This window comes from Bacillus sp. ISL-41 (genome assembly GCF_018613235.1).
Classification (GTDB): domain Bacteria; phylum Bacillota; class Bacilli; order Bacillales; family Cytobacillaceae; genus Mesobacillus.
Window position 1 is genome coordinate 13,480 of the sequence record NZ_JAGGQP010000047.1, and the last position, 17,810, is coordinate 31,289.

Below are 17,810 nucleotides of genomic sequence, written 5' to 3' on the forward strand. Positions count from 1 at the left end.
CCCCGTTAAACATTAACTCTAATTTTCCCAGTAAGAAGTTTTTGCATTAATCCCTTTTTTAACTGAACAAGTTTTTTATGTTTTTTGCCATACTGTTCAATTTGTTGCTCAACTGATTGTAAGATATTTGCTATTCTTTCTTGCTCATCTATAGAAGGAATTGGTATTAAAAAGTTCTTAATTCGTGTCAAAGCAAGTTTCGGTTGCGCACTCAATGTCTTTTCATTATCAATATTTTTTTGGATTATAGATGACTTTAGAACATATAGTAGGAAATCCTTATTACATTTAATATTTGTTAGCTTGTCAGCATTCTCTGTTAAATTAGCACCATCAAGCTCATCTGGAACCTTACCAACAATTCCTAAAGTCCCCGCAACAGAAATATATAAATCATCTTTACTGATTCTATAATTCACTATTTTCTGTACTATTTCTTCAGGAACATACTTAATATCTTTTAATGAAATACTCCCCATGTTATCCATATCTGCAACACGTATGTAAGGAAAACCATTATTTTGATCCAATAGTTTATAACCTTTAGGAAGTCGTTTTCCACCTTTAACATCACACACTTCTTCGATTCTCTTGACTTCCCAATCAAAAGGAATATTTCCAATTTCACTGTTCTTAAATTCGTTATGATCTATACCTTTAGTTAACAAAATTTGCATTAATCCTTTTTTCAACTCATTTGTTTTTACAACTAACTTTTCTGTTTGTTCAATTTGGTCATCAACAGTAGAAAGGATATTTGAAATTTTTCGTTGTTCTTTTTTAGTTGGTAATAAAATATTAATACTTTCAATCTGGGTAGAGCTTATGTTTGGAGGGTCGGTTCCAAAAATTAAATTCTCTATATCACTGGAAAATTTAGATGTTCTTGCATAATGATAGAAGTATTCACTCTCTAATCTGTTGCTAAACTGAAATCTACATACTCTTTGATTTAATAGAGAAGGGGAATCATCAATTCCAACTTTCGCAACCTTTGTATTACCACTTAATACTGGCCGAGTCATAGCCATAATAATATCATTTGGTATAAGTACATAATTATCAAAATCATTCTTATAATTACTAGGGAGATAAGAAATATCTTCCCATAACACTTTTCCCATCCCTACATTCGCAATTTTTAGCCATCTTATCCCTGTTAGAGTAGAATCCTTACTTTTAAAGGCGTAACCACCTTGAACTTTTAGTACATCTCCAAGCTTTACTGTTTGCCACTCTGTATACAGATTTTCATTATTTGGTCTATTAACCTCTACCATATTATCCCTCCTTCCCTTTAAATTTCCTCAAATCCTAATTCTTTAAGATAGGTATTTAGCTTTGCCTCTGTATGAATATATCTATTCTTAATTTCTTTAATATCATTAATAACTTCTAATAAGTTAACCTCTTCTTCTACTTCTGTTGTATCAACGTAACGGCTTATATTTAAATTATATTCATTTTCCATGATTGTTTTTAGCTTAATAACTGCTGAATATTGCTCTATATCATTAAAATCGGTAAAAGCACTAACAATTTTTTCAATGTCATCTTCTCGTAGTTTATTTTTATTTCCAGCTTTAACAAATCCCGCACTAGCATCAATAAATAATACTTTATTCCTTCTATCGACAGGCTTATTTTTATTAATAATTAATAATGCTGCTGGAATACTTGTACCGTAAAAGACATTAGAAGGTAGCCCGATGACAGCTTCAATTAGGTCATCTTTAATATATCCTTTTCGGATTTTCCCTTCTGAGCCTCCACGGAATAACACACCATGCGGTACTATCGTTCCTAGTTTTCCTTTTTGATTCAAACTTACCACCATATGCGATACAAATCCTAAATCTCCATATGATTTAGGTGGAATCCCGTATGGAAAACGATTATATGGGTCATTCTCGGCTTCTTCAACACCCCAATTTTTAAGAGAGAATGGCGGATTAGCTAAAATAACATCAAACGTTTTTAGTACTCCACCTTCCGTATGCATCGGAGTACGGATAGTATCACCTTTACGAATATCTGCCCCTCGAGCAAAGTGGAATAGCATATTCATCTTACAAATCGCCCATGTGCTTAGGTTGATTTCTTGACCAAACAAGGAAACATTTCGATCATTTCCACCATTCTCTTTAATGTACTGCATAGATTCAATTAACATACCACCACTACCAACTGTTGGATCGTAAATTCGATCTCCTTCTTGTGGTTTTAATATATTTACCAATACCTTAACAACTTCACGAGGAGTGTAGAATTCTCCACCCTTAGTACCTCCATCATCCGCAAATTGCTTAATTAGATATTGATAAGCATCTCCAAGCACATCAGGATTCTCAAGGTTTTCATATGCCAAATTGTGTTTATCAAATAATAGCAATAGTTGCGATAACTTTTTATCTGGTACACGTTCTTTGTCATTATAGTTAGCAGTAGTTAAAACGCCTATAAGTTCTGCGTTTTTTGGCTCATCTTCAATAGCTTTAAATGCTTTATCTAATTCTGGACCAATATTTAAGGTTAGGTTCTTTAGCTTGTCCCAACGTGCAGCTGGTGGTACAAAGAACGTTTCATACATGGTCGGTTCTTCTAGTAACATCTCAACTTCTTCCGCATCCATTCCTTGAGAAACAAACTCTTTTTTCTTGGTTTCTCTTTCTATTGAGAATTGATCGTTCATACGCTTTAAGAACATTAATCCGAAGATGTAGTCTTTATATACAGCTGCATTCAATTCTCCACGAAGAATATCCGCAGCATCCCATAACGTTTTTTCTAATTCTTGCAGTGTTAACTTACTCATTCTATTCATCCCTTCAATATATAAAACAGTCTTACCTTACAATATAACACATTTTCCCAGCAGTTTTTTTAGAACTATATAGCATATTAGGTGAATCTTATTAATTTCCTATAATTTTTTTTACAATTTTTCAAGTTGCTATTCGAACGAAAAGATTTACCGGGTATCATGTTTCAGAATTTAATTGTAGGAGGATATAAACATTGAAAAAAAACAAAGAATATTCTACTTGGGAATCTCTACCCGATACTCTGACAGCAATGCACATCTCACAATTTCTTGGTATTTCCAGAAGAAGAGTTTATGAATTATTGCAAATACGAACGGATAAAGGCGGGATTCCTCATTTTCGAATTGGAGCTTCTAAAAGAGTAGAAAAGGAAGACTTTAGGCAGTGGGTTACACAATTGAAGGAGAAAAATTAGGATTATCATCAGCTATTTTTAGAAAGAGGGAAGTATTATGAAAGGTCATTACTATAAAAGAGACTGCAAGTGCGAAGTGGAGGATTGTACTTGCAAGTGGACATATGTTGTTGACAATGGGGTTAACCCTAAAACTGGTAGAAGGCGTCAGAAATCCAAGGGAGGTTTCAGTACCAAACATGAGGCTCAAATGGCTGCATCGTCCTTCTTGGATGAAGTAAAAGAAGGGAAGTATGTAGTTAAAAAAGACATTAAATTTAAAGATTTTATTCAAGACTGGTTAGAATATTATATTGATAGAAATGCACCAAAGCCCGGAACCATAGACAATAGACTATATAGTATAAATAAATTAATGCCATTCTTTGCCCACCTAAAGCTAAAAGATATTACTGAAGATATATATCAGGATGCATTGCATACTTTAAAGAGCCAAAATCTAACCAGAAATACATTAGAAGGTATTCATACTACTGGGAAAATGATCTTTAATTTTGCAACTAGTAAAAAGGTTATTGATACAAACCCAACAGAGCAGGCGTACATTAGAAAGGATCAAAAAACTATCATTGAGGATGAAGTAGAAGAACTTCCTAATTTCTTCGAAAAAAATGGGCTTCTGATGTTTTTGGATACCGTTAAAGAAAAAGGTCTATATATGGATGAAGTCATTTTCACTACATTAGCCTATACGGGTATTCGTGTGGGAGAATTGGTATCACTTCAATGGAAAGATATTGATTTTAAGAACCATACAATCCGAATTACAAAAACATACTACAACAAGAAAAATAATACCCGAAACTATCAGCTTGTTCCACCAAAAACATTAAAGTCACGTCGGATTATTTCAGTAGATGAAACTGTAATTAACGCACTTAAAAAGCATAAAGTAGAGCAGGAAGCATTAATCAAGCGTTTTGGGGTCAGATACTTTGACAATGGATATATTTTTGCTAACTTCAATCTTTATCCGGGCTATCCTATCTTGATAAAATTAGTTGAATCAAGAATGGCGAGGATCCTCAAGTTAGGAAAATTGAATAAAGGACTCACTCCACACTCACTTCGCCATACACATACATCCCTTCTCGCACAAGCTGGAGCAACTATGGAAGAAATCATGGATCGGTTAGGCCATTATGATGAAGAGGTGACAAGAAAAGTTTATCTGCATTTTACAACGGAAGTAAAAAGAGCTGCTTGTGATAAATTTAGTAAGCTACTACACACGTGATTAAAGTTATACTTGGAAAGCAAAATGTATTCATTTCGCTTTCAACTTACATATAGAGTTTAAATTCGACTAACCATTTGATCAGTTGTTAACCTAATCCCTTTGATAACTCTACAATTTTTTTAATATCTTCATATTCTGCTTTATCAAGAATATCTATCTCATTATTAGTAGCTAATAAAATTTGGTCTCTACATTTAGTAATTCTTTGAATCATTGGATGGATATTTAAACTTGCCATATTCACAAAGTCATACAGATCCTCAATACAAGTAGGTAATTTATATCCTTTGTTACTACTAGCAATTAATAGACCATTATCCCGCAACTTCGATACAATATTAGATCTAAAGGAATGCTCGTTCATCTTTTGATTTCTAATTGCATTCAGGTTATCAAGAATTTCATGTGTAAATATATATTCATTTGGGTTTTGGTACGTTTTAAATAACAAAAACTTCAAAAAATCAATTCTATCCTTTTCATCAATATCTTCGATTTTGCCAGACTTATCTATATATTGATATGCCAAGTTGACAGCCTGTTTTAAAATTACTTCATCATATGGAGGATTATTTTCATTTTTTGCTGGATCCACCAAAAAATTTCTATAGTCCTTTGGCCAAAATTCTAACCTAATAATGTGTTTTTCTAAGATCTTATAAAAAGTCTCATATTCATCTGTAATTTGGTTTTTATCATATCCCTTGGCTATTGTCCCCGCAAGTAGATCAGCTAATTGTATAAGAATATTAGACTTACTATTATTAAATCCGAAACTAGAGAAGTTAAATAAATCGGGGATACTCTTCCGTTTCACATACACCATAAACTCTTCCATGAACTCTTTATTTCCATATTCATCCGCAACAAGCTCCAGTTGGTCAAAAGTTTTAAATAAATCATCATATAATTGTCTATTTAAAAATTTGAAAAAAGACTTCTTATAACGAAATCCTGCGTTCTCATTTATTTCCCTTTTATCTATAACATAAGCAAAAATGTTGAAGGGCAGACCTTTTAGCTCATTTAGAATCAAACTTCTCCTTTTATGGTTGTTTCTGATTTTACTGGACTTCATTTCACCAGCCTGAAAATACTTCTGTCTTATATATTCTACTTTTTCCTCTAATATCTCTTTATTAGAACCCTTAACAAGAATAGCAACAATTATAAAATGTGTAGAAACGTCATTTTTCACAAAATCAAAGCCATAGTTTCCATATTCATCTACAAAAGCAAATTGAACATCGTTCACCAGCTATTCACTCCAATTTATAGTAAGTATTATTATGACTAATTTCTACAAATTGTTCTCATTTACCTCTTGATTTTGGAAATTAATTGTAACACCTAGCCAGTTGGATATACCAATTAATCAACAATATAGCTATATTCTCTTGTATTAGACCTTGAAAGGAATTGTTCTTTTTTATATTGGACATAATGGAAATTCCGTAACAAATCCATTAAGAAAGTGAGGTTTTTAATGAAATGAAAGGACATTTTTACCGGCGAAACTGTACTTGTAAGAAGAAAAAATGCATATGTGGTTCAAAGTGGGCTTTCACAATTGATATTGGATTAGAACCAATCACTGGGAAGAGAAAGCAAAAGGTAAAAAGCGGCTTTAGTACTAAGCAAGAAGCTGAAGAATTTGCTGCCACTCTAATTCATGAATTAAACCAAGGAACATATTTAGAGGAAACAGATAAAACTTTTAGCGACTTTGCAAAAGAGTGGCTTCCCGTTTATAGCGAAGCAAAAGATGTAAAGCCCGGAACCATCCGGGTGAGAGAACATGAAATCAGTAAGCTATTGCCTTACTTCTCTCAGCTTAAATTAAAAGACATTACCAGAAAGATGTATCAAGATGCGTTAAACGATTTAAAAGATAAAGGTTATTCGGATAGTACAAGGGAGGGAATTAATCGAACAGGAAGAATGATTTTTCGAAAGGCACTAGAGTTGGAACTGATTAAGAAGGATCCTACTGAGTTTGCTTATGTAAAAAAGGATAAGAAAACGATTGAACAACTAGAGGAAGAAGAACTCCCAAAATATTTGGAAAAAGAAGAGCTTGCCCTGTTTTTAAAAACAGCCAAGGAACATGGTTTAGAACATGATTACTTGGTGTACCTGATTCTATCATATACAGGTATTCGAGTCGGTGAATTAGTGGCGCTCAAGTGGAAGGATATTGACTTCGTTAACCACACGGTCAGCATCACAAAAACATATTACAATCCAAGAAATAATGCCTTAGAATATCAACTGGTCACTCCAAAGACCCGAAAATCACGAAGAAAAATCATTGTAGACGAAGAAGTTATCGATGCTTTGAAGGAGCATAAAAAAGTTCAAGAAAGGGTGATTGATCGGTTAGGTGATGCTTACTACAACCAAGATTTTATTTTCTCTAAAATGGAACGACACTACGGTTATCCCATCGTGATAAAGAATGTTCGAGACCGAATGAAAAGGCTGCTTAGAATGGCTGGCCTAAATAAAGATTTGACTCCCCACAGTCTAAGACACACTCATACGTCACTTCTTGCTGAGGCCGGTGTATCACTCGAACAAATTATGGACAGGCTTGGTCATACCGATGATCAGATTACGAAAAATGTGTACCTGCACGTAACCCAAGAAATGAAAAAAGAAGCCTCCCAAAAGTTCAGTGAACTTATGAGAAGCCTCGATTAAAATCCTCTATGTTAGCAAAATGTTAGCAAACCACTCTCATCTTACTCCAAAACCCAGTCATATCAAGGGTTTGAGGGCGTTATTACATCATGCCGCCCATTCCGCCCATGCCACTCATGTCAGGCATTCCAGCGCCGCCTTCTTCTGGAATGTCGGCAACTACTGCTTCAGTAGTCAAGAACATTGCAGAAACGGATGCTGCGTTTTGAAGTGCATAACGAGTAACTTTAGTTGGGTCAACGATACCAGCCTCGATCATGTTTACCCACTCGCCAGTTGCAGCGTTGAAGCCTGTTCCGACTTCTTCGCGCTTAAGGCGCTCAACGATTACAGAACCTTCAAGGCCTGCGTTGTGAGCGATCTGGCGAACTGGTTCTTCCATAGCGCGAAGGACGATGTTAATGCCCGTTGCTTCGTCGCCTTCAGCCTGGATTCCAGCCACTTTGTTGTATACGTTAAGAAGCGCTACGCCACCGCCTGATACGATTCCTTCTTCAACTGCAGCGCGAGTTGAGTTAAGGGCATCTTCAATGCGAAGCTTGCGTTCTTTCAATTCAGTTTCAGTAGCAGCACCAACCTTGATGACTGCAACACCGCCAGCTAGCTTAGCAAGGCGCTCTTGTAGCTTTTCACGGTCAAATTCAGAAGTTGTTTCTTCCATTTGAACACGGATCTGGTTTACGCGGCTTTCGATTGCAGCGCTGTCTCCAGCACCTTCAACGACTGTTGTGTTTTCTTTTGTAACAACAACTTTAGAAGCGCGTCCAAGTGATGTGATTGTAGCAGACTTAAGCTCACGGCCAAGCTCTTCCGTGATTACTTCGCCGCCAGTCAATGCAGCGATGTCTTCAAGCATAGCCTTACGTCGGTCACCGAAGCCAGGAGCCTTAACAGCTACTGCGTTGAATGTTCCGCGAAGCTTGTTGACTACTAATGTAGCAAGTGCTTCACCTTCAACATCTTCAGCAACGATCAATAATGGCTTGCCTTGTTGGACAACTTGCTCAAGTACAGGAAGGATTTCCTGGATATTGCCGATCTTCTTGTCAGTGATCAGGATATATGGATTTTCAAGTACTGCTTCCATTTTGTCAGAGTCAGTTACCATGTAAGGAGATGCATATCCGCGGTCGAACTGCATACCTTCAACAACATCCAATTCTGTAGTGAAGCCTTTAGATTCTTCGATTGTGATAACGCCGTCGTTGCCAACGCGCTCCATCGCTTCTGCAATCAATTGGCCAACTTCTTCGTCAGCAGCAGAGATAGCCGCAACCTGTGCGATAGAAGCTTTGCTTTCGATTGGTTTAGAAATAGCTTTTAACTCTTCAACAGCAGTAATAACAGCCTTTTCAATACCTTTGCGGATTCCCATTGGGTTAGCGCCGGCAGTTACGTTCTTAAGGCCTTCGCGGATCATCGCTTGTGCAAGAACTGTTGCAGTAGTCGTACCGTCACCAGCAACATCATTTGTCTTGCTTGCTACTTCAGCAACAAGCTTAGCACCCATGTTTTCGAATGCATCTTCAAGTTCGATTTCTTTTGCGATCGTTACACCATCGTTAGTGATAAGTGGTGAACCGAATTTCTTCTCTAGAACCACGTTGCGTCCCTTTGGTCCAAGAGTTACTTTTACTGCATTTGCAAGAGAATCTACCCCGCGAAGCATCGCGCGGCGTGCTTCTTCACTGAACTTAATTTCTTTTGCCATTGTAGAAAAACCTCCTTAGGATTTTAATTTTTATGTTATCCCACTACACTTGTGTTAGTATCTAGCTCCAGCGCCTAGTCCCTCGAGTCGCTTCGGTCTGTCCAGTGAAGTCAAAAAACGACTTCAATGGCCAGCCCTCCAGCGCTTGTCGGGCCTGACCAAGGCGCTTCCGCTTTTCTATTCCACTACTGCTAGAATGTCGTTTTCACGTAGGATAAGGTACTCAGTGCCCTGGTACTTTACTTCTGTGCCTGCGTATTTTGAGAAGATAATGCGGTCTCCGACTGCAACTTCAAGAGCAACGCGCTCGCCGTTTTCAAGAACTCGGCCAGTTCCAACAGCTACGACTTTACCTTCTTGAGGTTTTTCTTTCGCTGTGTCGGGTAAAACGATACCGCTTGCAGTTTTTTCTTCAGACTCAACAAGCTCGATAATAATGCGATCTCCTAGTGGCTTGATCAAGTGAAACAACCTCCTCAAATTATATGTAGATTATTTTTTATTAGCACTCGCCTCAATAGAGTGCTAACACAATTTATATAATAATGAATCTCTATTTTTTTTGCAAGCGTGAAGCCTAACTTTTTTATAAAAATTAACATCTAAATCTAACCTCATGCCCTTCGACAGCAAGTACTATTTTTCGCGTACTCTACGGCAGCCTGGCTAAAAAAAGACCACCATAAAGAGTATGCCAGTTCACAGGATTTTTAACCTAAATATTCACGTGACGCCCTGATATTTGAACTTTCCCGATGATTACTAGTAAAATGGATAGATAGCATTCTTATAATAGCTTTTATGGCATACACATAGACCGATCCGAACAGAAGGAGATTATCATATTGAAAAAGGAATACTGGTACGTCATTATCGCCTATATCGCCATGCAGCTTTCAAGCCTGATCGGCATCCCGATTGTTGCCTTTATCGGAGCCGCAATGGGAAAAAGCCTGGAGGAAATGGAGACACTCTCGATTCCCTACTGGCTCGTGATCAGCTTTTCGCTGACACTTGTGATTGTGCTCATGCTGCTAAGGAAGGAACGCAGGACAGGCGCTGACCTGCGTGATGCTTCGTCACCGGTAAGCTCAGCTTCCTGGGCTTTCGCTGGTGTATTCCTTGCTCTGTTCGCCCAATCGATTGCGGCAAGCATCGAGAACATGCTTGGCATCGAAATGGGCTCGGAGAATACACAGGAAATCATCAAGCTGATCGAAATGTTCCCGATTGTCATTTTGGTCAGTTCGATTATCGGCCCTATATTAGAGGAAATCGTTTTCCGAAAAATCATTTTCGGCAGCCTGCATAAGAAAATGAATTTCTTTTTCTCAGCGCTGATCAGCTCTGTCATTTTCGCGCTTGCGCATATGGAGCCGGAGCATGTGATCCTATACTCAGCAATGGGCTTCACCTTTGCTTTCCTTTATGTAAAAACAAAGCGGATCATCGTGCCAATCATTGCCCATGTTACAATGAATACGATGGTTGTCCTGCTTCAATCCGTATTTAGGGAAGACATTGAGAGAATGATAAAAGAAGCAGAGAAAATTCAAAGCTTTATTGGGGGATTTTAAGTTATGAAGCAATCGCCTTTATTTTCAGGCATTGTCTACATCTTGTTAGGCAGCTTATTCACCTATTTCGCCATCCAGAATGTAAATGAGACAGGCTGGGGATTCTTCAGCTATTTGCTTGTAGCCCTTGCCACGTTTGACTTCGGGTCCGGCATCAGGATGATCATGTTCCATTTCAAACTGAAGAATATACAGAAAAAGTAGCTCCTTCATCGTGAAGGAGCTACTTTTTATTCTACCGATTCAGTTGTTTCAGTATCTGTTGGATAATGCTTTAAGAAATAAATCAATGACTGCAGTTCAACCGCCAAATCAATGTGATGAATCCTGATGGACGCCGGCACATTCAGTCTCGCTGGCGTGAAGTTCAGGATTCCCTTGATATTCGCCTGCACCAATCGGTCTGTTATCGGCTGTGCTACTGCTGAAGGAACAGTCAGGATCGCAACCTGGATTCCTTCCTCGACGACAACCTTGTCCAGGTCATCCATATGATATACTGCTACGTCGCCAATCTTGGTGCCGACCTTGCCCGGGTCAACATCAAAGGCAATCTCAATTTTTGTGTTGTTGTTTTTGGAAAAATTATAATTCAAAAATGCTGTTCCCAGATTTCCGACACCAATCAAGGCTACCTTCGTCAATTCATCCTGATCAAGTGTCTTTCGGAAAAAAGTCAGCAGGTAATTCACATTGTACCCGTACCCTTTTTTACCCAAAGCTCCAAAGTAGGAAAAATCCCTTCGGATTGTCGCTGAATCCACTTTTACCGCTTCACTTAATTCCGCGGATGATACCCTTTGCTTCCCTGAAGAATGCAAGTTCAATAAGAACCGGTAATATAGTGGCAAACGTTTTGCGGTTGCCTGCGGAATCTTCATAGCATCATTCGTCATTCTCCATCCTCCACCCTGTCCGTATTTCTATCTCAACTTTTCTTCTCTATTGAAATCACCGTTTTTACCGCCGGTTTTTTCGACCAGATAAGTCTTGCCGATCACCATGCCCTTATCAACGGCCTTGCACATATCATAAACAGTCAGCGCACATGCTGAAGCTGCTGTTAACGCTTCCATTTCCACACCCGTATTCCCTTTTGTTTTAACAGATGCAACTATATTTAAAATATAGTCATTTTCATTTTGCTCCCAATCGAATGAAAGGTCAATGCCTGTCAATGGAATCGGGTGGCACATAGGGATGATTTCTGAAGTTTTTTTCGCCGCCATGATGCCTGCTACCTGTGCGACAGCAAGAACATCCCCTTTTTTCATTTTATTTTCAGTGATTCTCACATATATGTCTTCGTTCACGGTTATGCTTGAATGGGCGACTGCCGTACGGACCGTCTCCGGTTTTTCACTCACATCGACCATCTTTGCTCTGCCCTCTGCGTTAAAATGCGTAAATTCTGCCATGTAAAAGCTCCTTTCTACCAAATGATACACTATTTTGTCAAACTTGTGTGTGAACTTTGTTTCAATGTTCACAATACACAGGGAATTTTTTATATACCGTGCCACCTATCGCAGTTCGCACATATTGCCGTGCCTATATTAATGGGTTACACTATCTCTAAGGCAATAGAGGTGAAAAATAATGATTTTATTACAGGTTAATCAGCTATCCAAATATTTTGCTGCTGATCTTATTTTATCGAATATAAAGTTTGAAATACAGACCAATGACCGAGTAGCGCTTGTCGGCCGTAACGGGGCAGGAAAATCAACCCTGCTGAAAATCATCGCCGGGTACGAATCGCATGACGGCGGCGAGATCATTCGCCCAAAAGGTACGACAATTGGTTATCTGGCCCAAAATACCGGTCTGGAATCTGAGAAAAGCATCTGGGATGAAATGCTGGCCGTTTTTGACCATCTGCACAACATGGAAAAAGACTTGCGCCGGCTCGAGGAAAAGATGTCGGATCCTGGCATCCTGTCTAATCAGACGGAATACGACAGAGTGCTCAAAGAGTATGACTTGCTGCAGGTCCAGTTTAAGGAAAAAGGCGGCTACCAATATGAAGCCGATATCCGTTCCGTCCTTCACGGCCTGAACTTCCATTCCTTTGATTATTCCACAAAAATATCCACTTTAAGCGGCGGACAGAAAACTCGGCTCGCATTGGCGAAGCTATTATTGACCCGCCCGGATATTTTGATTCTGGATGAACCGACAAACCACCTTGATATTGACACGCTTTCCTGGCTTGAGCAGTATTTGCAAGGTTATAACGGAGCCATCCTGATCGTCTCACACGATCGTTACTTCCTTGATAAGGTCGTGAACCAGGTATATGAAATCTCCCGCCATCAGCTTTCGAAGTTTCCTGGCAATTATAGCTCATATTTAGAACAGAAAGCCGCGAATTACGAACGCGACCTGAAACTGTATGAGAAGCAGCAGGATGAGATCTCCAAGCTGCAGGACTTTATCCAGCGGAACCTGGCAAGGGCATCAACAACTAAGCGTGCTCAGAGCCGAAGGAAACAGCTTGAAAAAATCGACCGTATGGACAGGCCTAAAGGTGATGAAAAATCTGCATCGTTCAGCTTCCAAATCGAACGGCAGAGCGGCAATGATGTCCTGAAGGTGAATACACTATCCGTCGGCTATCAAAATGAAGTCGTATCTGAAAATATCTCCTTCAACCTTTCGCGCGGCGACAGCACTGCACTGGTTGGACCAAATGGTGTCGGAAAATCAACTTTATTAAAAACAATCGTTGAAAAACTTCCATCGATTACTGGCAATATTCAATACGGTTCCAATGTTTCGATTGGCTACTATGATCAGGAACAGGCAGAGCTCAGCTCGAATAAAAAGGTATTGAACGAACTTTGGGATGAATACCCCCTGAAGTCTGAAAAAGAAATCCGCACAGTACTTGGGAACTTTCTTTTCTCAGGTGACGATGTCTTAAAAATCGTCTCTACCCTGAGCGGTGGTGAAAAGGCCCGTCTGGCACTGGCCAAGCTGATGCTTCAGAATTCGAATTTCTTAATTCTGGACGAGCCGACAAACCACCTCGACCTGGACAGCAAGGAAGTCCTCGAGAATGCCCTGATTGATTATCCAGGCACCATCCTGTTCGTCTCACATGACCGCTATTTTATCAACAGAATCGCGACAAAGGTTCTCGAGCTCGACCGTGCTGGTTCAACTGAATACCTTGGCGATTATGATTATTACGTCGAGAAAAAGCTTGAGCAGGAAGAGCTGAAGGCGTTGGCCGAACAGGCCGCCAAAGCATCTGGAAACTTGGTGGACAACTCAAAGCAGGACAAGACCTCCTATCAGCAAGACAAAGAAGCGAAAAAACTCGAACGCCAGCGCAAACGCCGCATGGAAGAAGTAGAAGCGAAGATTGAACAGCTGGAGTCAGAGGTTGCTGAATATGAAGAATTGCTTTGTGACCCCGAGGTCTTTCAGGATCATGAAAAAGCAGGAGAAATCAATAATAAAATCGAAGCGGCCAAAGAGACACTCGATGAATTGATGGAAGAGTGGACAGAACTGGCTTAATGATTGGAAAAACCGGGCATGCCCGGTTTTTCTTTTCATATCTGGTATATAAAAACTCTTTAATAAAGCCTATATTGAGTTTCACAAAAAAAATTGGTAAAAAACGAGTGGAATTTCCAATTCGCTATAAAAATGGGATTTTCGCTATATAATTTTTGTTTTCGCTATAAAACGTTGATTTTCGCTATATAATTCTGTTTTTCGCTATAAAACTTTGATTTTCGCTATAAAAAAGTGATCTGCCTCAGATAGTGTTGTCTCTTAATCAATTTTTCCCTTGTAAAAGGGCATTACCAGTCGTTTTTTAGAAAAAACTCTTTTAAAGAATGCGAAAATCCACAAAAAAGTCCCGAGTTTAAAACCGGGACTTTTTGTTCACATAGTTATTCACATAGTAAAGACTGGTTTATGGCTTATCCAGAGACTTTTCCACATTATCCACAAAATCAGCTTATTTTATCCACATTGTACACAGTTTTGTTCTCAAAACATCAACATATCCACAGAAGAGTCTGACAACAAATTTTTGCTTACGACTTTAGTTGTGGATAGTTATCTCTAGACCTGGATTTCCATTCAAAGTTAAATCCGCTCGCTGGCCTTTTTCATAAAAAACGCTTCCTGCAGCGGCAATCATTGCAGCATTGTCTGTGCATAAAAACAATGGAGGAATGACTATTTCCACATCCGAACCTGTAAATTCTGTGGATAGTTTTGCTCTTAATCCTTTGTTCGCTGCAACTCCCCCAGCAAGCAGTACTTGTTTTACTCCGTATTCCTTAACAGCCTTTTGCGTTTTAGTGACAAGTACATCAATCACACTCTCCTGGAAGCTGGCTGCAAGGTCTTCAGGTGCGATTTCCTCGCCACGCTGCTGTGCATTATGCACAACGTTGATCACAGCTGACTTCAAACCACTGAAGCTAAAATCATAGGAACCTTCCTCCAGCCATGCTCGAGGCAAATCGATTGTTGCCTTTCCTTCGTGAGCCAATCGGTCGATATGCGGACCTCCCGGATATGGAAGGTGCAATGTCCTTGCAACCTTGTCATATGCTTCGCCTGCTGCGTCATCTCGTGTCTCGCCAATCACCTCGAAATGACCGTGTTCCTTCATATAAACTAGCTCCGTATGCCCTCCAGACACCACAAGTGAAAGCAGCGGGAAGTTCATTTCCGCCACAAGCCGGTTCACATAGATATGGCCGGCGATATGATGGACTCCAACAAGAGGAATGCCATTTGCAAACGCCAAAGCCTTTGCAGCGTTCACTCCGATCAATAGGGCTCCAACCAGGCCAGGGCCTTCCGTCACCGCAATGGCATCCAAATCCTTAATATCCACATTAGCCTGAGCTAATGCTTCCTCCAGCACAAGCGTCACCTGTTCAACATGATGCCTGGAGGCAATTTCAGGTACAACTCCACCGAACCGCTTATGGCTCTCAATCTGAGAAGCAACGACATTAGCCAGGATTTCTCGTCCATTTTTTACGATCGCGACTGCCGTCTCATCACAGCTTGTCTCTATTCCCATTATTAATTGGTCTTTTGTCATTATAAATTCACCCACATTACTATAGCATCTTCCATATTGTCCGTATAATATTGTTTCCTGATAGCCCCTTCTTCGAAACCAAACTTGCGATAAAGATTCTGGGCTTTTTCATTGCTGACCCTGACTTCCAGTGTCATCCTCAATGCGCCCATTTCACGAGACTGCTTCATGATCCTTTCCATAAGCGCCTCTCCCAGCTTCATGCCTCTGTATTCCGGAAGCAAAGCAATATTTGTGATATGTGCTTCATCGATGATGATCCATACTCCACAGTAACCAACTACCCTTTGATCCACTTCCACTATCAGATAATGCGCAAACTGGTTCTTCGTCAACTCATTGAAAAAAGCTTCCTTGCTCCATGGAACAGTAAAGGAATTGAGCTCTACCTCCATCACTTCATCCAGATCATCAACCGTCATATTGCGAAACGTTATCGTCTTATTCATTTTCTCTTCCCACTTATTTCTTAGTCTCTTGTGCTTTCAGCCAATTAGCCTCTGCTTCTGCCAGGCGAATATAATTAGGGATGAAGGTATGAAGATCCACAGCCTCTTTATCCCGTCCCAATAATGCAAGCTCTGCTGGTCTAGGGTTCAACTCCGTAATTTCTGCCAAGACAGCTTTGTTACCAAGCTCTTCCCTAATGACCTCTTCATGGAGTTTCAAATCATTGCTCGTGAACAAAATCCTGCTGTCCAATTCATTCAATGTTTTTACCCAATCAGCTGACATGACAAGCTGATCCTTTTTTACATTCTGCAGCTTTTGATCTTCAAACTTATATAAACCTGTATAAATCTGTCCTCTCCTTGCATCAAAGAAAGGAGATACATATCCGTCAAAATAGCGTCCAGCTGATGCTGCAGCCACCTGAAGGCTCGATACCCCAGATAACGGGATCTTTAATGTCCAGGCCATGGTCTTCGCGATCGTCACGCCGATACGAACACCCGTGTACGATCCAGGTCCTTCAGCGACTACAACCTTTGATAGATCTGCTGGCTTTATGCTGCATTCTTCCATCAATGTCTGGATCGCCGGCATGACCCTTACTGAATGATTCTTTTTTATATTGGAAATATACTCGCCCAAAACAGTCTCGCCATCAAGCAAACCAATACCCAAAACATAATTGGACGTATCAATTGATAATACCTTCATTTAAAAAATCTCCTTACACAATTCTTCATACCGACTGCCCTTTGGTTCAGCAACGATTCTTCTAGCCCCGTTTTCATCAAGATATAATTGAAGAAGCAATAGCTCTTCAGGCAGCTGGGCTTCAATCAAATGAGCCCATTCCACAACTGTCACACCATTACCTTCAAAGTATTCTTCAAAACCTAGATCTTCAAACGCATCTTCGACACGGTAGACATCCATATGGTACAACGGCAGCCTCCCCTGGTACTCCTTGATGATCGTGAACGTCGGGCTGTTCACATTCCTGGTGATTCCCAATCCTTCGGCAAGACCTTTTGTAAAAGTCGTCTTTCCTGCACCTAAATCCCCTTCAAGGGCAATGACATCTCCTGCTTGAAGAAGACCAGCCAGCCTCTTGGCAAAATCCTTTGTGTCTTCCGGCTGCTTTGAAATGTATTGATAAGTCGCCATATATATCACCTAACTAACAGTCAATTTTATTATAAAAAGCGCAAGCGCCTTGGTCAGCCTCTACTAGCGTTGGAGCTAGACACTTATCTAAGTAAAACATCCTTTAAAAGATAAAAAAACCTTAGGAAGCCTCCTAAGGATGAAGATTCTATATGTAGTTTACACGATTTATCAAGGACGAGCAAAAAAACCAGCTATTTTTCCAATTTAGACAATAAAAAAAACGAAACCCTGTTTCGTTCTGGTAAACTACCAAACTATAAAAATGGCGGTCCCGACCGGGATCGAACCGGCGATCTCCTGCGTGACAGGCAGGCATGTTAACCGCTACACCACGGGACCAATATGTAGTAAAAGATGGATTATTGCGGGGGCAGGATTTGAACCTGCGACCTTCGGGTTATGAGCCCGACGAGCTACCGGGCTGCTCCACCCCGCGTCGATAATAATAATTAATCCATTAAGTTGTTTAAACAGCCCGGCGGCGTCCTACTCTCACAGGGGGAAACCCCCAACTACCATCGGCGCTGAGAAGCTTAACTTCCGTGTTCGGTATGGGAACGGGTGTGACCTTCTCGCCATCGCCACCAGACTATTTGGTTTGAGGTTTTTATTCCCTCAAAACTAGATAATGTT

17 protein-coding genes, 2 tRNA genes and 1 rRNA gene are annotated in these 17,810 nt (G+C 39.9%); 6 read left to right on the forward strand and 14 right to left on the reverse strand.

Annotated elements, in window-relative coordinates:
• Positions 1 to 5 precede the first annotated feature (5 nt).
• Together J7I80_RS21360 and J7I80_RS21365 are read right to left on the reverse strand one after the other, a co-directional pair.
• Complete coding sequence (locus tag J7I80_RS21360) at positions 6 to 1,280, reverse strand: restriction endonuclease subunit S (protein WP_214741206.1); 1,275 nt, start codon at positions 1,278 to 1,280, stop codon at positions 6 to 8.
• Between the two features lie 17 nt (positions 1,281 to 1,297).
• Positions 1,298 to 2,815, reverse strand: a complete 1,518-nt coding sequence (locus tag J7I80_RS21365) for a type I restriction-modification system subunit M (protein WP_214741207.1) — start codon at positions 2,813 to 2,815, stop codon at positions 1,298 to 1,300.
• Positions 2,816 to 3,018: 203 nt separating this feature from the next.
• On the opposite strand from J7I80_RS21365, the gene J7I80_RS21370 reads away from it, so the two are divergent.
• Positions 3,019 to 3,240, forward strand: a complete 222-nt coding sequence (locus tag J7I80_RS21370; protein ID WP_251027906.1) for a helix-turn-helix domain-containing protein — start codon at positions 3,019 to 3,021, stop codon at positions 3,238 to 3,240.
• A 37-nt stretch (positions 3,241 to 3,277) separates the two neighbouring features.
• Positions 3,278 to 4,477 (forward strand): site-specific integrase, encoded by a 1,200-nt coding sequence (locus J7I80_RS21375; protein ID WP_214741208.1) that lies wholly within the window; start codon positions 3,278 to 3,280, stop codon positions 4,475 to 4,477.
• An 88-nt stretch (positions 4,478 to 4,565) separates the two neighbouring features.
• Here J7I80_RS21375 and J7I80_RS21380 read toward each other — a convergent pair whose 3' ends face one another.
• Positions 4,566 to 5,735 carry a DUF3800 domain-containing protein gene (locus J7I80_RS21380; RefSeq protein WP_214741209.1) on the reverse strand — a complete coding sequence of 390 codons (1,170 nt, stop codon included), beginning with the start codon at positions 5,733 to 5,735 and terminating at the stop codon, positions 4,566 to 4,568.
• Between the two features lie 236 nt (positions 5,736 to 5,971).
• Between J7I80_RS21380 and J7I80_RS21385 the strand changes: the two genes are divergently transcribed.
• Positions 5,972 to 7,183, forward strand: a complete 1,212-nt coding sequence (locus J7I80_RS21385) for a site-specific integrase (RefSeq protein ID WP_214741210.1) — start codon at positions 5,972 to 5,974, stop codon at positions 7,181 to 7,183.
• A gap of 82 nt (positions 7,184 to 7,265) precedes the next feature.
• Here the strand turns inward: J7I80_RS21385 and groL are convergent, their stop codons facing one another.
• A complete protein-coding gene (groL, locus tag J7I80_RS21390; protein WP_214741211.1) occupies positions 7,266 to 8,894 on the reverse strand; it encodes a chaperonin GroEL in 1,629 nt (542 codons plus the stop codon).
• Between the two features lie 177 nt (positions 8,895 to 9,071).
• Positions 9,072 to 9,356, reverse strand: coding sequence for a co-chaperone GroES (groES, locus tag J7I80_RS21395; RefSeq protein WP_214741213.1), 285 nt, complete (start codon positions 9,354 to 9,356; stop codon positions 9,072 to 9,074).
• Positions 9,357 to 9,739: 383 nt separating this feature from the next.
• On the opposite strand from groES, the gene J7I80_RS21400 reads away from it, so the two are divergent.
• The gene (locus tag J7I80_RS21400; protein ID WP_214741215.1) at positions 9,740 to 10,471 is read left to right on the forward strand and encodes a CPBP family intramembrane glutamic endopeptidase; all 732 of its coding nucleotides are present in this window, start codon (positions 9,740 to 9,742) and stop codon (positions 10,469 to 10,471) included.
• Between the two features lie 3 nt (positions 10,472 to 10,474).
• Complete coding sequence (locus tag J7I80_RS21405; protein ID WP_213372870.1) at positions 10,475 to 10,675, forward strand: YdiK family protein; 201 nt, start codon at positions 10,475 to 10,477, stop codon at positions 10,673 to 10,675.
• Between the two features lie 26 nt (positions 10,676 to 10,701).
• On the opposite strand, the gene J7I80_RS21410 is transcribed toward J7I80_RS21405, so the two are convergent.
• Both J7I80_RS21410 and moaC read right to left on the reverse strand, forming a co-directional pair.
• The gene (locus J7I80_RS21410) at positions 10,702 to 11,367 is read right to left on the reverse strand and encodes a redox-sensing transcriptional repressor Rex (RefSeq protein ID WP_214741217.1); all 666 of its coding nucleotides are present in this window, start codon (positions 11,365 to 11,367) and stop codon (positions 10,702 to 10,704) included.
• Between the two features lie 27 nt (positions 11,368 to 11,394).
• Positions 11,395 to 11,889 (reverse strand): cyclic pyranopterin monophosphate synthase MoaC, encoded by a 495-nt coding sequence (gene moaC, locus J7I80_RS21415; protein WP_214741219.1) that lies wholly within the window; start codon positions 11,887 to 11,889, stop codon positions 11,395 to 11,397.
• A gap of 181 nt (positions 11,890 to 12,070) precedes the next feature.
• Between moaC and J7I80_RS21420 the strand changes: the two genes are divergently transcribed.
• The gene (locus tag J7I80_RS21420) at positions 12,071 to 13,999 is read left to right on the forward strand and encodes an ABC-F family ATP-binding cassette domain-containing protein (protein WP_214741221.1); all 1,929 of its coding nucleotides are present in this window, start codon (positions 12,071 to 12,073) and stop codon (positions 13,997 to 13,999) included.
• A 538-nt stretch (positions 14,000 to 14,537) separates the two neighbouring features.
• Here the strand turns inward: J7I80_RS21420 and tsaD are convergent.
• From tsaD to rrf, 7 genes are all read right to left on the reverse strand, one after another.
• On the reverse strand, positions 14,538 to 15,557 hold the full coding sequence (gene tsaD, locus J7I80_RS21425; RefSeq protein ID WP_214741223.1) for a tRNA (adenosine(37)-N6)-threonylcarbamoyltransferase complex transferase subunit TsaD: 1,020 nt from the start codon (positions 15,555 to 15,557) through the stop codon (positions 14,538 to 14,540).
• A complete protein-coding gene (rimI, locus tag J7I80_RS21430) occupies positions 15,557 to 16,006 on the reverse strand; it encodes a ribosomal protein S18-alanine N-acetyltransferase (RefSeq protein WP_214741225.1) in 450 nt (149 codons plus the stop codon). Before rimI ends, tsaD begins: the two co-directional genes overlap by 1 nt.
• A gap of 13 nt (positions 16,007 to 16,019) precedes the next feature.
• On the reverse strand, positions 16,020 to 16,721 hold the full coding sequence (gene tsaB / locus J7I80_RS21435) for a tRNA (adenosine(37)-N6)-threonylcarbamoyltransferase complex dimerization subunit type 1 TsaB (protein WP_214741227.1): 702 nt from the start codon (positions 16,719 to 16,721) through the stop codon (positions 16,020 to 16,022).
• Positions 16,722 to 17,174, reverse strand: a complete 453-nt coding sequence (gene tsaE / locus J7I80_RS21440) for a tRNA (adenosine(37)-N6)-threonylcarbamoyltransferase complex ATPase subunit type 1 TsaE (RefSeq protein ID WP_214741230.1) — start codon at positions 17,172 to 17,174, stop codon at positions 16,722 to 16,724.
• Between the two features lie 266 nt (positions 17,175 to 17,440).
• Positions 17,441 to 17,516: transfer RNA gene (locus J7I80_RS21445), tRNA-Asp, on the reverse strand.
• A 23-nt stretch (positions 17,517 to 17,539) separates the two neighbouring features.
• A tRNA-Met gene (locus J7I80_RS21450) sits at positions 17,540 to 17,613 on the reverse strand.
• A gap of 37 nt (positions 17,614 to 17,650) precedes the next feature.
• A 5S ribosomal RNA gene (gene rrf, locus J7I80_RS21455) occupies positions 17,651 to 17,766 on the reverse strand.
• Between the last annotated feature and the right edge of the window lie 44 nt (positions 17,767 to 17,810).

Excerpts from the sequence above, each read along its gene's own strand:
- J7I80_RS21360 (WP_214741206.1), bottom strand. The coding sequence starts at position 1,280 with ATGGTAGAGGTTAATAGACCAAATAATGAAAATCTGTATACAGAGTGG.
- J7I80_RS21365 (WP_214741207.1), bottom strand. The coding sequence starts at position 2,815 with ATGAGTAAGTTAACACTGCAAGAATTAGAAAAAACGTTATGGGATGCT.
- J7I80_RS21375 (WP_214741208.1), top strand. The coding sequence starts at position 3,278 with ATGAAAGGTCATTACTATAAAAGAGACTGCAAGTGCGAAGTGGAGGAT.
- J7I80_RS21385 (WP_214741210.1), top strand. The coding sequence starts at position 5,972 with ATGAAAGGACATTTTTACCGGCGAAACTGTACTTGTAAGAAGAAAAAA.
- groL (WP_214741211.1), bottom strand. The coding sequence starts at position 8,894 with ATGGCAAAAGAAATTAAGTTCAGTGAAGAAGCACGCCGCGCGATGCTT.
- J7I80_RS21405 (WP_213372870.1), top strand. The coding sequence starts at position 10,475 with ATGAAGCAATCGCCTTTATTTTCAGGCATTGTCTACATCTTGTTAGGC.
- J7I80_RS21410 (WP_214741217.1), bottom strand. The coding sequence starts at position 11,367 with ATGACGAATGATGCTATGAAGATTCCGCAGGCAACCGCAAAACGTTTG.
- moaC (WP_214741219.1), bottom strand. The coding sequence starts at position 11,889 with ATGGCAGAATTTACGCATTTTAACGCAGAGGGCAGAGCAAAGATGGTC.
- J7I80_RS21420 (WP_214741221.1), top strand. The coding sequence starts at position 12,071 with ATGATTTTATTACAGGTTAATCAGCTATCCAAATATTTTGCTGCTGAT.
- tsaD (WP_214741223.1), bottom strand. The coding sequence starts at position 15,557 with ATGACAAAAGACCAATTAATAATGGGAATAGAGACAAGCTGTGATGAG.
- rimI (WP_214741225.1), bottom strand. The coding sequence starts at position 16,006 with ATGAATAAGACGATAACGTTTCGCAATATGACGGTTGATGATCTGGAT.
- tsaB (WP_214741227.1), bottom strand. The coding sequence starts at position 16,721 with ATGAAGGTATTATCAATTGATACGTCCAATTATGTTTTGGGTATTGGT.
- tsaE (WP_214741230.1), bottom strand. The coding sequence starts at position 17,174 with ATGGCGACTTATCAATACATTTCAAAGCAGCCGGAAGACACAAAGGAT.